General features: G+C 71.2%; 14 protein-coding genes. 8 read left to right on the forward strand and 6 right to left on the reverse strand.

Annotated elements, in window-relative coordinates:
• Positions 1-20 precede the first annotated feature (20 nt).
• From BMY74_RS37000 to BMY74_RS37015, 4 genes are all read left to right on the forward strand, one after another.
• A complete protein-coding gene (locus BMY74_RS37000) occupies positions 21-263 on the forward strand; it encodes a hypothetical protein (RefSeq protein ID WP_089924518.1) in 243 nt (80 codons plus the stop codon).
• On the forward strand, positions 256-1,224 hold the full coding sequence (locus tag BMY74_RS37005; protein ID WP_089924522.1) for a cyclase family protein: 969 nt from the start codon (positions 256-258) through the stop codon (positions 1,222-1,224). Before BMY74_RS37000 ends, BMY74_RS37005 begins: the two co-directional genes overlap by 8 nt.
• 69 nt (positions 1,225-1,293) lie before the next feature.
• Complete coding sequence (locus BMY74_RS37010; RefSeq protein WP_143091855.1) at positions 1,294-2,055, forward strand: IclR family transcriptional regulator; 762 nt, start codon at positions 1,294-1,296, stop codon at positions 2,053-2,055.
• A 23-nt stretch (positions 2,056-2,078) separates the two neighbouring features.
• On the forward strand, positions 2,079-2,600 hold the full coding sequence (locus tag BMY74_RS37015; protein WP_089924532.1) for a prenyltransferase/squalene oxidase repeat-containing protein: 522 nt from the start codon (positions 2,079-2,081) through the stop codon (positions 2,598-2,600).
• A 79-nt stretch (positions 2,601-2,679) separates the two neighbouring features.
• Here the strand turns inward: BMY74_RS37015 and BMY74_RS37020 are convergent, their stop codons facing one another.
• From BMY74_RS37020 to aceA, 3 genes are read right to left on the reverse strand one after another with little or no spacing between them, the layout of a single operon-like run.
• Entirely contained in the window at positions 2,680-3,546 is an 867-nt protein-coding gene (locus BMY74_RS37020; protein WP_089924535.1) for a 3-hydroxybutyryl-CoA dehydrogenase, read from the reverse strand.
• The gene (gene aceB / locus BMY74_RS37025) at positions 3,543-5,048 is read right to left on the reverse strand and encodes a malate synthase A (RefSeq protein WP_089924539.1); all 1,506 of its coding nucleotides are present in this window, start codon (positions 5,046-5,048) and stop codon (positions 3,543-3,545) included. The genes BMY74_RS37020 and aceB overlap by 4 nt, the downstream gene beginning before the upstream one ends.
• Entirely contained in the window at positions 5,048-6,322 is a 1,275-nt protein-coding gene (gene aceA, locus BMY74_RS37030) for an isocitrate lyase (RefSeq protein WP_089924543.1), read from the reverse strand. The genes aceB and aceA overlap by 1 nt, the downstream gene beginning before the upstream one ends.
• Positions 6,323-6,475: 153 nt before the next feature.
• Here aceA and BMY74_RS37035 point away from each other — a divergent pair, with 153 nt between their 5' ends.
• The 3 genes from BMY74_RS37035 (at position 6,476) to BMY74_RS37045 (ending at position 8,929) form a co-directional block, all read left to right on the forward strand.
• Positions 6,476-7,846, forward strand: coding sequence for a short-chain fatty acyl-CoA regulator family protein (locus BMY74_RS37035; RefSeq protein ID WP_089924547.1), 1,371 nt, complete (start codon positions 6,476-6,478; stop codon positions 7,844-7,846).
• Positions 7,847-7,897: 51 nt separating this feature from the next.
• Positions 7,898-8,332: a hypothetical protein gene (locus tag BMY74_RS37040; RefSeq protein WP_089924550.1), complete on the forward strand. Its 435-nt coding sequence runs from the start codon at positions 7,898-7,900 to the stop codon at positions 8,330-8,332.
• 153 nt (positions 8,333-8,485) lie between these two features.
• A complete protein-coding gene (locus BMY74_RS37045) occupies positions 8,486-8,929 on the forward strand; it encodes a hypothetical protein (RefSeq protein WP_089924554.1) in 444 nt (147 codons plus the stop codon).
• A 3-nt stretch (positions 8,930-8,932) separates the two neighbouring features.
• On the opposite strand, the gene BMY74_RS37050 is transcribed toward BMY74_RS37045, so the two are convergent.
• Positions 8,933-9,769, reverse strand: a complete 837-nt coding sequence (locus tag BMY74_RS37050) for an enoyl-CoA hydratase/isomerase family protein (protein ID WP_245786573.1) — start codon at positions 9,767-9,769, stop codon at positions 8,933-8,935.
• Between the two features lie 107 nt (positions 9,770-9,876).
• Here BMY74_RS37050 and BMY74_RS37055 point away from each other — a divergent pair, with 107 nt between their 5' ends.
• A complete protein-coding gene (locus BMY74_RS37055; RefSeq protein ID WP_089924557.1) occupies positions 9,877-10,248 on the forward strand; it encodes a winged helix-turn-helix transcriptional regulator in 372 nt (123 codons plus the stop codon).
• A 52-nt stretch (positions 10,249-10,300) separates the two neighbouring features.
• Here BMY74_RS37055 and BMY74_RS37060 read toward each other — a convergent pair whose 3' ends face one another.
• Both BMY74_RS37060 and BMY74_RS37065 read right to left on the reverse strand, forming a co-directional pair.
• The gene (locus BMY74_RS37060) at positions 10,301-11,425 is read right to left on the reverse strand and encodes a glycoside hydrolase family protein (RefSeq protein ID WP_089924561.1); all 1,125 of its coding nucleotides are present in this window, start codon (positions 11,423-11,425) and stop codon (positions 10,301-10,303) included.
• Positions 11,426-11,447: 22 nt separating this feature from the next.
• Entirely contained in the window at positions 11,448-13,253 is a 1,806-nt protein-coding gene (locus tag BMY74_RS37065) for a glycoside hydrolase family 2 protein (protein WP_089924565.1), read from the reverse strand.
• Positions 13,254-13,270: the final 17 nt, after the last annotated feature.

The raw sequence follows: 13,270 nt of genomic DNA on the forward strand, positions 1-13,270 counted from the left end.
CTCACCGACAAGGAGAAACGATGGAAACCGCCTCCACCACCAAGAGCAGCGCCGTCACCATCCTCTTCGGAGTGTCCGTGGTGTTCTTCCTCCTGGCCGGACTGGCGATCGTGCTCGGGCAGGCCGCGACGCTGGTGGCGGGGGACGCCACCGCCGCGCGGCACTGGGCGACCGCGCTCGCCCCGTTCGCGTTCGGCGGCGCCTCCGTGGCGGGCCTGCTGTCGTTCGCCCTGTCCTACGGGGAGAACCACAAAAGTGAGTGACGACCACCCGACCTACGCGGAACTGCTCCACCGCGACCCTCCCGGCGCGAGCTGGGGGGTCTTCGCCCGCGACCCGGAACGCGGCACGGCGAACTTCGCGGGCCCGTCCGAGGTCGCCGGGGCGGCCGCGACCGTCACGCGGGGCGCGGTGTTCAGCCTCGACCACGCGCTCGACGCGTTCGACCCGCCGATGGCACGGGCCAGGTCCGCTCCCAGGCACGAGATCCTGTCCGCGCACGAGAACTCGCGCGACGACGTCCTGCGCGAGTTCTACCTCCAGGCCACCTCGCAGCTCGACGGCCTGCGCCACCGCCGCGCCACCGGGCACGGCTTCTACAACGGCGTGCCGGACGACCACGTACGGGCCGGACACCCCGCGCTCGGCGTGCAGCGGTGGGCGGAGAAGCCGATCGCGGGCCGCGCGGTGGTCGTGGACGTGGAGGGCCTGCTCGCGGCCGAGGGCACCCCGCTCGACCACCGCGCCGGCCCCGCGCTGGACGTCGACGTGCTGGACCGCGCCCTGCGCGCGCAGGGCGAGGAGGTCCGTCCCGGTGACCTGGTGCTCGTGCACACCGGGTGGGCGCGGTGGTTCCTCGACGCGGACCCGTCCGTGCGCGCCGAGGTCCGCGACGCCCGCCGCGCCACCGGTTTCCGCCAGACCCGCGACCTGCCGACCTGGTTGTGGGACCACCGGGTCGCGGTCTTCGCCACCGACACCTTCGCGGTCGAGGTGCTGCCGGTGGCCACGGACGTGTTCCTCGCGGACGCGCCAGACGACGCCGGAATGATGCACCAGGAGCTGATCGCCAAGCTCGGCGTTCCCCTGGGCGAGCTCTGGAACCTGACCGAGCTGGTGGCGGACAGCCGTCAGCACGGCCGCTGGGACGCGTTCGTCGTCGTCAAGCCGTTGCACCTCGTGGGTGGTGTCGGCTCGCCGCCCAATGCGACCGCGCTGCGCTAACCGTTCCTGGAAGCTCTTACCACTGTGTGGAAGGATGTGGCCGACAACGATCTTCTCGCAGGAGGCGTGATGCCGGAGCCGGCCAAATCCGCGACCAGCATGCGGTCACTCGAACGCGCCATCGACATCCTCGAGGTCATCGACAGCAGCCACCACGCCCTGCGCCTGACCGACGTGGCCCGTCAAGCGGGCCTGCCCATCCCCACCACGCAGCGGATCCTCGGCGTGCTGGAAGCCCGCGGGCGCGTCGAACGCGACGCGGGCGGCTACCGCCCCGGCGTGGGCCTCGTCTTCGGCGCGCACGCCTACCTGACCACCAACCCGCTGCTCAACGCCGCCCGCCCGGTGTTGCAGGACCTGGCCACCGCGACCGGCCTCACCGCCTCCCTGTTCAAGCGCATCGGCTGGTCCCGCGTCGTGCTGGCACGGGTGAGCGGTGCCGCTCCCCTGCGCTACGAACTGCCGATCGGCGAACGACTCCCGCTGCACCTGGGCGCCGGCAAGGCGCTCACCGCGCACATGCCGGACGACGAGCTGTCCGAGTTCCTCGACCAGCTCACCGACCACACCTACGCCGACGGCGCCACCGTCAGCCGCGACGACTTCCTGGCCGAGCTCGGCACCATCCGTTCCCTCGGCTACTCCCACGCACGCGGCGAACGCGAACCCGGCATGGCCTCGGTCGCCGCTGCGGTCCCCGTCCCGGACGGCGGGGCGACCGCCGCCGTGCAGGTGGCCGGGACGGCGGCCGACGTGCCGGAGGACCGGGTGGCGGAGCTGGGGGCGGAGCTGCGGCGCGCGGCCCTGGCCATCTCGCGCCGGCTCCCCTGATCCGGTGCCCGCGGTCAGATGCGTTGATCGCGCTGGACCGCACGTCCGGTGGCGCGCCCACGTCCGCCACGGCGTTCCTGGCCGGCACGCAGTGCGCGGACGGCGGGTTCCCGCAGGACTTCGGGCAGACACCGTGCGTGAGCGACGTCGACTCGACGTCCGTGGTGGTGCAGGCGTTGCACCCCACCGATGACACCACGAACGCCGCCGAGGGCACGACGTGGCTGGCGGGCACGCAGTGCGCGGACGGCGGGTTCCCGCTCGGGACGGCCGCCTCGAACGCCAACAGCACCGGGCTCGCGGCCCAGGCGCTGGCCGGGCACCGCCCGGTCGCGGCGGTGAAGGCCAAGAGGTTCCTCAGGTCGCTCCAGCAGGGGTGCTCCGCACCGGCCGCGAACCGCGGCACGATCTCCTACGACGCAACGGGTTTCGACGCCGCCACGGCACGGCGCGCCACGGCCCAGGCGGTCCTCGGGCTTACCGGGGTGAAGTCCGCGAACCTCCCCAGCGGCGGCAAGGCACAGGCCCCGACGCTCGCCTGCTGACACAGCCACAGCACAGCGATGCCCCCGGCCGGGTTCTCGGCCGGGGGCACCGCCTCCCCTTCCCACGCTGCCACGCCGCTCAGGCACGCGGGTAAGTGTGGAAACCCCTCCCGGACTTCTCGCCCAGCAGTCCGGCCTCGACCATCCGCAGCAGCAACGGCGGCGGCGAGTGCAGGGGCTCCTTGAACTCGGCGTACATCGACTCGGCGATCGCCTGGACCGTGTCGAGGCCGATCAGGTCGGCGAGCCGCAGCGGGCCCATCGGGTGCGCGCAGCCGAGCACCATGCCGTCGTCCACATCGGACGCCGAGGCGAACCCCGACTCCACCATCCTGATGGCGGACAACAGGTACGGCACCAGCAGGGAGTTGACGACGAAGCCCGCCCTGTCGGTCGAGCGGATGATCTGCTTGCCCAGCACGCGGGTCACGAACGCCTCGGCGCGGTCGCGCGTCCCGGTCCGGGTGAGCAGCGAGGTGACGACCTCGACCAGCGGCAGCACCGGCACCGGGTTGAAGAAGTGCAGGCCGATCACGTTGCCCGCGCGGCCGGTGGCCATGGCGAGCTTCATGATCGGGATGGACGAGGTGTTGGACGCGATGATCGCGTCCGGGTCCTCCACCACCTTGTCCAGCACCTCGAAGACGCCCATCTTGACGTCCTCGCGCTCCACCACGGCCTCGACGACGAGCTGCCGGTCGGCGAGGTCGTCCGCGTCGGAGGTGAAGCGGAGGCGCGACTCGGCCGCCTCCCGCTCCCGCGCCGTCAGCTTCCCCCTGCGGACACCGCGTTCCAGCGACGCCCGGATCCGCTCGCGGCCCACCCGTGCGGTCTCCGCGTCCTGCTCGCAGACCAGCACGTCCAGGTCCGCCCGCGCGCAGACCTCGGCGATGCCGGAGCCCATCAGACCGGCTCCGACGACGCCCACCCGCTCGATCTCGCTCATCCCACCGCGACCCTGGTGAGGTGGTGCGCGTAGGCGCGCGGGGTGATGAACGGGGGCAGGGCCTCCCCCAGTGCCACGTCGGTGAACAGCTCGCGCACCGCGTCGGCGTGGGTGAGCCCGAGGAGCTCCTCGTCCAGGATCTTCTCGACGAGCTCCAGGGTGAACAGGCCGCGCCGCAACCACTGCCACACCTGGCAGCGGGAGATCTCGGCGGTGGCGGCGTCCTCCATCAGCCCGAAGATCGCGACGGCGCCCGTGCCGTCGAGCCACGCGTCGAGGTACCGGACGGTGACCGCGATGTTGTTGCGCAGCCCCGGTTCCGTCACCTCGTCGCCCGCGCTGGAGAAGTCCAGCAGCTCGGCGGCCGTGACCCGCACGTCCTCACGCAGGCGGCCGAGCTGGTGAGGCCAGCCGCCGAGCACGTCGTCGAACACCTCGCGGCACACCGGGACCAGGCCGGGGTGCGCGACCCACGAGCCGTCGAACCCGTCCGCGGCCTCGCGTTCCTTGTCCTGCCTGACCTTGTCGAACGCGACGGCGTTGGCCTCGGGGTCCTTGCTGGGGATGAACGCCGCCATGCCCCCGATCGCGTGCGCGCCCCGGCGGTGGCAGGTGCTCACCAGCAGTTCGGTGTAGGCGCGCATGAACGGCACGGTCATCGTGAGCCGCGCGCGTTCGGGCAGCGGCTGGTCGGGGAAGTTCTTCAGGACGCTGAACAGGTAGTCCCAGCGGCCCGCGTTCAGCCCCGCGCAGTGCTCGCGCAGCTCGTAGAGGATCTCGTCCATCTCGAAGGCGGCGGTGATCGTCTCGATCAGCACGGTCGCGCGGATCGTGCCGCGCGGGATGCCGAGGATCTCCTGCGCCCGCACGAAGACGTCGTTCCACAGCCGGGCTTCGAGGTGGTTCTCGAGCTTCGGCAGGTAGAAGAACGGCTTCTCGCGGCCCGCGTGGAAGAGGAACAGGCCGAAGTCAACGAGCGCGGCGGCGATCGGGCGGCCGTCGGACACCAGGTGCTTCTCGACGAGGTGCCAGCCGCGCGGGCGGGCCACGATGGTCGCGGGCTCCTCCCCCACGGCGTAGCGCTTGCCGTTCTCGGTGAAGTCGAGCTTCCCGGTGACGGCGTCGAGCAGGTTGCGCTGCCCGCCGATCACGTTCTCCCACGTCGGCGCGGTCGCGTCCTCGAAGTCCGCGAGCCACACCTTGGCACCGGAGTTCAGCGCGTTGACCGTCATCTTGCGGGTGGGCGGGCCGGTGATCTCGACGCGGCGGTCCTCGAGGCCCGCCACGTGACCGGCGACGGACCAGTCCGCGTTGCGGATGTGCCTGGTCTCCTCGAGGAACCCGAGCGGCGCGGGGTCCTCCCTGCGGTGGCGGCGCGCGGCGAGCAGGTCGGCGCGGCGGCCGGCGAACTCGCGGTCGAGCTGGGCGAGGAAGTCGAGCGCCTCGGGCGTGAGGACGACCGGGTCGGCGTCTCCGACGACCTCGATGCGGTGGTTCAGCATCAGAACTGCTCCTCCTCCGTCGAGCCCTTCAGCGCGGTGGTGTCGCTGGCCGGGTTGATCGCGGTGCTGACCAGGTCGAAGTAGCCGGTGCCGACCTCGCGCTGGTGCCGGGTCGCGGTGTAGCCGTCCGCCTCGGACGCGAACTCGCGCTCCTGCAGGTCGACGTACGCGGTCATGCCGGTCTCGGCGTAGCCCTGGGCCAGCGTGAACATCGAGTGGTTGAGCGCGTGGAAGCCCGCGAGGGTGATGAACTGGAACTTGTAGCCCATGTGCCCGAGCTCGCGCTGGAACTTCGCGATCGTGGCGTCGTCGAGGTGCTTGCGCCAGTTGAACGACGGCGAGCAGTTGTAGGCCAGCAGCTGGTCCGGGTACTCGGCCTTGATCGCCTCGGCGAACTGGCGCGCGACCTCCAGGTCGGGCTTCGAGGTCTCCATCCACAGCAGCTCGGCGTGCGGTGCGTAGGCGAGACCGCGGGTGATGCACGGGTCGATGCCGTTGGTGACGCGGTAGAAGCCCTCGGCGGTGCGGTCGCCGGTGATGTACGGGCGGTCGCGCTCGTCGACGTCGCTGGTGATCAGCGTGGCGGCCTGGGCGTCGGTGCGGGCGACGATCACGGACGGCACGCCCGCGATGTCGGCGGCGAGGCGGGCGGCGTTGAGCGTGCGGACGTGCTGCTCGGTCGGGATGAGCACCTTGCCGCCGAGGTGGCCGCACTTCTTCTCGGACGCGAGCTGGTCCTCCCAGTGCACGCCCGCCGCGCCGGCCGCGATCATGGCCTTCATCAGCTCGAACGCGTTGAGGTTGCCGCCGAAGCCCGCCTCGGCGTCCGCGACGATCGGGGCCAGCCAGTCGACGCTGTGGTCGCCCTCGGCGTGCGTGATCTGGTCGGCGCGCAGCAGGGCGTTGTTGATGCGGCGCACGACCTGCGGCACCGAGTTCGCCGGGTAGAGCGACTGGTCCGGGTAGGTCTGGCCGGAGAGGTTCGCGTCGGCGGCGACCTGCCAGCCGGAGAGGTAGATGGCCTTGAGGCCGGCCTTGACCTGCTGCACGGCCTGGTTGCCGGTGAGGGCGCCGAGCGCGTGGACGTAGTCCTCGCTGTTGATGAGGTCCCACAGCTTCTCGGAACCGCGCCGGGCCAGCGTGTGCTCCTCGACGACGGTGCCGCGCAGCTTCACGACGTCCTCGGCGCTGTAGGTGCGCTCGATGCCGCGCCACCGCGGGTCGGTGGACCACTGCTGCGCCAGCTGCTGGGCCTGCTCGTTCGCCTCGGTCATCGTGGTTCTCCTTGCCAACACCGGTCGGTCCGTTGCGAATGAACCTAGGTCGGCGCTTCAACGCTGGTCGAGGGCCGAAATCAGCGAAGTTCTGCCAAGTTTCCGCACGCATTTGCGAACGTTGCGAAGCCATTCGTTGGCTATAGTCCGCCCATGGACAAGACCTTCGTCGGACCCCGGCTGAGGCAGCTGATCGCCGATCGCGCGCTCAGCCAGGTGGAGGTCGCGAGGTTGCTGGAGATCTCCCCCAGCTACCTCAACCAGCTGCTGCACAACGCTCGCCCGCTCACCGTGCCGGTGCTGCTGAAGATCACCGAGGCGTTCGGCGTCGACGCGAGCTTCTTCGCCCACGACGACGCCCACCGGCTGCTCGCCGAGCTGCGCGAGGTGTTCTCGGACCTGGGCGCGCCGGTCCCGACGGAGCTCGCCGCCTCCTCCCCCGACGCGGCGAGGGCGGTCATCGCGCTGCACCGCCGCTACCGCGAGGCGTCCGAGCAGCTCACGCTGCTCACCGGTGACCGCGAGGACGCCGTGTCGGTGACCATGCCGCACGAGGACGCCCGCGACTTCTTCTACGAGCGCCAGAACTACATCGCAGTGCTGGACGAACCGGCGGAGCTGCTCGCCCAGGAGTGCCGGCTGCGCCGCGGCGAGGTGCGCGCGGTGTTGACCGAACGCCTTGCGGCGCACGGGATCCGCGTCGCTCGCCTGGAGACGGCGGACGAGCGGCACCGGTACGACCCGGCCGCACGGGTGCTGCACCTGTCCACCGGGCTGCGGCCGGGCCAGCAGGCGTTCCGGATGGCCGTGCAGGTCGCCTACGCCGAACACGGCGACCTGCTCACGTCGCTGGCCGCCGAGGTGCGCAACCCGCAGTCGCGCACCCTGACGAGGATCGGCCTCGCGAACTACTTCGCCGCCGCGTTCATCCTGCCGTACAAGGACTTCCTGGCCACCGCCGAAAGCTTCCGCTACGACGTCGAACGCCTCACCGACCACTACGGCCTCGGCTTCGAGACCATCTGCCACCGGCTGTCGACCCTGCAACGACCGCGGTCGCGCGGCGTCCCGTTCTCGTTCATCCGCATCGACCGCGCCGGCAACATGTCGAAACGCCAGTCCGCCACGGGTTTCCACTTCTCCCGCACCGGCGGCACGTGTCCACTGTGGAACATCTACGAGGCCTTCAGCGCACCGGGCAGGGTGCTGCGCCAGATCGCGGTGATGCCGGACGGCCGCGGCTACTTCTGGATCGCCCGCACCGTCACGCGCAGGCCGAACCGCTGGGGCACCCCGACCAAGACCTACGCCGTCGGCCTCGGCTGCGAACTGCGGCACGCCTCGCGGCTGATCTACTCGGCCGGGCTGGACCTCGACGACCACGACGCCGCCGTGCCGATCGGTCCCGGCTGCAAGACCTGCCCGCGCATCGGCTGCGCCCAGCGCGCCTTCCCACAGGTCGGCCGCACGCTCGCGATCGACGAGAACCACAGCACGTTCTCGCCGTACCCGGTGCACGACTGAGCCCGGCGCGAACGCGCGGGCGGGCGCCGATGCCCATACGATCGAACCATCATGGGAGAACCCGCGGACGATCCCGACGCCTCCGTCAACGACCCGCTGCTCACCACCCCGGTGGCGAGGCTGATGGCGCTCGCGATGGAGACGAACGTCCGCGTGTTCGACGTGCCCGCCGCCCACAGCGCGGGCCTGGCGGGCCTGGTGGGCCTCGGCTCGGACGCGGCCGGCGAGCCGCGCTGCATGATCGGGCTCACCGACGACCTCGACGACGACCTGCGCGCGGACGTGCTGTCGTTCGGCCTCGCCGTGCTCGTCGGCACGCCCGACCTCCTCGACGAGAGCCCCGACGGCGTCCTCGGGATCAGCCGGGAACGGCTTCCCCAGCACGACAACGGCCCCGGCAACCTGGCCTGGCACATCCTGCAGACGTGCGGACGGGAGTCCCCGTCGACGACGTTCCGCCTGTTGATCATCCAGCCGGACCGGTAGTCGCGGCGGCGCTGTTCTGCACGCCGGCGGGCCGAGCACGTTCCGGGCCTGCTGCGCGAGACCGTCGAACGCGGGCTCGGGTGCAGCGGGCACACGAGGCCGGTCAATAGGCTGATCGACGCCCGACGGCGATTTAGGAGGAAGCGAACGAGCATGGCGAACTGGCCGGAACTCAGCCCGATCGAGCAGCAGGAGAAGCTCGCGGAGATCACCCAGGAGATCCTGCCGACCCTTCCGCAGGGGTGGTCGCGGCTGGTGGTGCGCGCCAAGATGATCGGCCCGCACAGCGAGGCCTACACGGGCGTGAGGATGGGCGACGGCTCCGTGCGCGGCTGGTCCTTCCCGCCGGAGGTGTGGCGGAAGTTCCAGCAGCTGCGCAAGGGCATGTACGCCGAGGGGCTCGGTTCGTGGATCGAGTTCGAGTACGTCCTGGACCCGCCGGGCAGGTTCAGCATCCGCTACAACCGCGACGAGGCCCCGGAGTTCGACGAGGCGCCGTCGCCGGAGAACTTCGCCACCGAGCAGAAGTGGTTCCCGCGCGCCGACGAGACGATGCCGGAGTGGTTCCGCAACGGGCTCGCCTCGACGGGCGCCTGACCCTCAGGCCTGGAGGCCGGCGGCCACCGTGCGCATGACCGCCTCCAGGTCGCGTTCGCCTTCCGGCGTCTGCACGCCGTGCTCCAAGGCGCGCGTCATGAGCTGCAGGGGCAGGGGCCCGCTCACCAGCTCGGCCCACGCGGCGTGCTCCGCCTTCAGGCCGTCCGCGAGGTCCGCCGGCGGCACCAGCCGCTTCGCCGCGGCGATGATCTCCGGTGAGAGCGCGGCGATCTTGCCCGCCACGTCGTCCACCACGGCGTCGAGCTCGGCCGCCGGCACCGTGCGGTTGATCCAGCCGTGGGCGGCGGCCGTGTCGGCGTCCACCAGGTCGGCGGTGAGCAGCAGTTCGAGGGCGCGGTTCCGCCCGACGCGTTCGCGCAGGTACTGGGTCCCGCCGCCGCCTGGGACGATGCCCATCAGCACCTCGGTCTGGCCGAGACCGGCCGTCTCCCGCGCCGCGTAGGTCAGGTCGGCCGCCGCGACGAACTCGGCTCCGCCGGCGCGAGCCTTGCCGGCCAGCTTGACGATCGTGACCTGCGGCTGGTGGCGCAGCAGTTCGCCGACGCCCTGGAACAGGTTGGCGCCGGGGTTGCGGTCGGCGATCTCCTGCAGTCCGTCCAACTCGTCGAGGATGTGGATGTCGACATGGGCGAGGAAGAACTCCGGGTTCGCGCTGGAGAACACGATGACGCGGACCGAGCGGTCGTCGCGCAGCGCGCCGAGCACGTCGTGCAGTTCGCGGATCAGGGTTCCGCTCAGCACGTTGACGGGCGGGTTGTCCAGCGCGATCCGCGCGATTCCGTCGTCGATGCCGACGCTCAGCGTTCGATACGGGTGCACGGGTGCTCCTAGGTGTTCGACGGGCCAGTAGGTTTGCGATGCATACCCACACTGGTCCGAGCCCCGCGAATGATCAATAACGCACTTTCCGAGCACTAAGGATCCCCATGGACACCACCGACGCCCCGCGGTTCAGCGTCGACTGCCCGAGCCGGCCGATCCTCGACCAGGTCGCCGACAAGTGGTCGATGATGGCGCTGGCGGTCCTCGAACGACCGACGCGGTTCAACGAGATCAAGCGGCAACTCGACGGCGTGACGCAGCGGGTGCTGACCCAGACGCTGCGCAGGCTGGAGCGCAACGGCCTGATCCGGCGCCGGGTGCTCGAGACCTCGCCGATCGGCGTGGAGTACTCCCTCACGCCGCTGGGCGAGTCGTTCCGCGCGCCCTTCGTCGCCCTGTACGAGTGGACGGTCGAGCACAGCGGCGAAGTCATGGCCGCGCAACGGGAGTACGACGACCGGGCGTCAGCCCGCTGACGCGGGGACGCCCACCGGCGACCGATGGGCGTCCCACGATCCTTGTGCCAGGTCAGAACGCGGCGGTGCCCGCGTAGACCGTGCTAAGACCCGCCTTGTCCGCCGTGGTCACCTCGACCAGCGTGCGGCCGTCCGCCGAGAACACCAGCGACGGGCTGTAGTTCTGCACCGGGCCGGGTGACCCGACCACGGGCCCGGCGACGGTGACGGGTGCGGCCCGCTGCGTCCACGTGCCGCCCAGCGTGCCCACCAGGATCGCCCCGCCGTTGCCGTTCTGGGCGGTGCCGCCGGCGTTCACCAGCACCTGTCCGATGAGGACGATCGTCGATCCTTTCAGGACGATGGTCGGGGTGTGGCGGAAGTGCGTGCCGTCGGCCGTGGCGGGCCGGGTGCCCGCCGCGGTGACCGCGCCCCAGCGCAGGCCGTCGGGGGACGTGCGCAGGAACGTCGCGCAGCTGTAGGTCGGGCCGCAGATCTCGTACGTCATCAGGAAGGTGCCGTCGGGCAGCTTGCGCACGCCGGGCATGCCCGGCCGGTCGGCGCGGTTCGACACGGCCACGACGTCGGCCGGGGCCGTCCAGTCGACGCCGTTCGCGGACGTCACCTGGACGAGCTTCTGGCTGTGGTCCGGGTCGGTCTCGTCGGCGTAGTGGGCGACGAGGCGCCCGTTCGCCGCGATGGAGAACTCGGGTTCCCAAAGGCCACCCGCGTTGCGCGCCGTGGCGAGGGTGCTGAGGAACTGCCAGGTCCTGCCCCGGTCGGTGCTGCGCCAGACGCGGATCACCATCGGCCGGCTCGCGCTGTGGTCGTCTCCGCCGAACGACGCCGACCACAGCAGGGTGCCCGCCGGGAGGGTGCCGACGGGAGCGGGCAGTTCGTACAGCGTGCCGCAGCAGATGCCGCGCGACGCGGTCGAGTCGGAGATGGTCGCGATGGTGCGGTAGTTGCGGCCGTCCGTGCTCGAGTAGATCCTCGCGACGCCGTGGGGCCGGTCGGCCGGAAACGCGACTGAACTGGACACGTAGGTCCCGTTCGCCGCGCCGGAGTGCTGCAACCGCACCACTCGCGGGTACATGCCCGCGCCGACCTCGGTCCCCGCGGCCGCCTGTGCCGGTGTGACGGCACCGGCCACCGACAACGCGCTGATCAGAACAACCAGAATCGCTCGCAGACGCATCGTTGTCGCCTCCTGGAATCGGTCATTCGCCGCCGGAGCGGCGCTTTGCCTGGTCGTACTCCTGCGCGACCTCCTCGACGGGGATCGCGGCTGCGGGGCGGCGGTTGATGCGGCGCACCTCGTCGACGGGCAGCTTCGGCTGCCGGTCGGCGGTGAGCAGACCGTTGGTCTCCTGCAGGGTGTCAGTGAGCTGCGTGTAGCAGAACCCGGCCACGGCAGGGCTTTCGAGCAGCGCGGAGGTGAGTTCGTCGTAGCGCTTGAGCAACGCGTCCGCGTCGGCGAGGGTGGCGTAGCCGTGCCACTCCTCCCCCGCCTGCGGGGTGAAGCTCAGGCCGCCGTACTCGGAGAGCATCACCGGTACGCCCGGGATGCGGCCTTCCAGCAGGAGCCTGCGCCCGGCCGGACCGGAACCGGCCAAAGTGGACTCGACGCGGGCGGTGTCGCCGTAGCGGGACAGCAACCCCGCGGCGGTCGGCGTGTAGTCGTGCAGGCCGTAGATGTCGCTGGTCGTGTGCTCCCAGCCGTCGTTCGAGATCACGGGCCGGGTCGGGTCGAGAGCCTTGGTCAGGTGGTACAGGGCCGTCGCCAGCGCGCGCTGCGCCGGATCGGTGGCGATGTGGTCGACGCCCCAGCTCTCGTTGATCGGCACCCACGCCACGACGCAGGGGTGGCTGACGTCGCGCAGGACGACCTCCGTCCACTCGCGACTGAGCCGGCCCGCCGACGTGGCCGAGAACGCGTACGCGCTCGGCAGTTCGCCCCACACGAGCAGGCCGAGCCGGTCGCAGTGGTGCAGGAACCGGGGGTCCTCGACCTTCTGGTGGATCCGCACGCCGTTGAACCCGAGCTCCTTGACCAGCCGCGCCTCGCGCAGCAGCTCGTCGTCCGACGCGGCCAGGTGGCTCTCCGGCCAGTAGTTCTGGGCCAGCACCATGCGCGGGAAGTACGGCGCGTCGTTGAGGGTGAAGCGGCCTTCGCGGACACCGGTCGTGCGCAGCCCGAGGTAGCTCCGCACGGCGTCGGTCCCGGTGGCGCCGGAGAGTTCCAGATCGGCGTCGATCAGCGTGGGCCGTTCCGGGGACCACAGCAGCCGGCCGAGCTCCTGGCGGTTCTCCGCCACCGGCAGGCTGATCGTGAGCCGCGCTCGCTCGCCCCGCACGTACACCGACTGCTCGGCGAGCACCTCATCGCCCAGCCGCAGCCGGACGTCGAGCCGGTGGCCGTCCGGCACGCCGCCGAACCCGGCCTCCAGCTCGACCACGCCGTCGAACGGCCTGGGAGTCCAGCGCACCGAGTCGATCCACACCAGTGGCACCAGTTCGAGCCACACGGGCTGCCAGATGCCGGTGGTGCGGTGGTACCAGATGTCGTGCGGTTCGGGCCGCCAGTCCTGCTTGCCGCGCGGCTGGTGGGGGTCGTTGCGGTCCTCCGCCCGCACGACCAGCACCTGCTCGGCGCCGTCGCGCAACGCCGCCGTGATGTCCGCAGAGAACGGCGTGTGGCCGCCCTCGTGCGTGGCGACCAGCTGCCCGTTGACCCAGACCGACGCCCGGTGGTCGACGGCGCCGAAGTGCAGCAGCACCCGGTTGCCGCCGGGCTCGACGGCGAACGTGCGGCGGTACCAGACGACCGGGTGCAGACCCTTGTCGCCGATGCCGCTCGCGGCGGACTCCGGCGGGTACGGCACGGTGATCGCGCGGTCGAACACCGCCCCGATCACGTGCCAGTTCTCGTCGAGGCCCGCCTCGGCGTCGTCGTGGGTGAACTCCCACTCGCCGCACAGGTCGGTCCAGTTCGCCCGCGTCAGCTGGGGACGGGGGTGGGTCATCGGTCAGCTCCTTCGGA

The organism is Lentzea albida (assembly GCF_900111005.1).
Taxonomy (GTDB): Bacteria; Actinomycetota; Actinomycetes; order Mycobacteriales; family Pseudonocardiaceae; genus Lentzea; species Lentzea albida.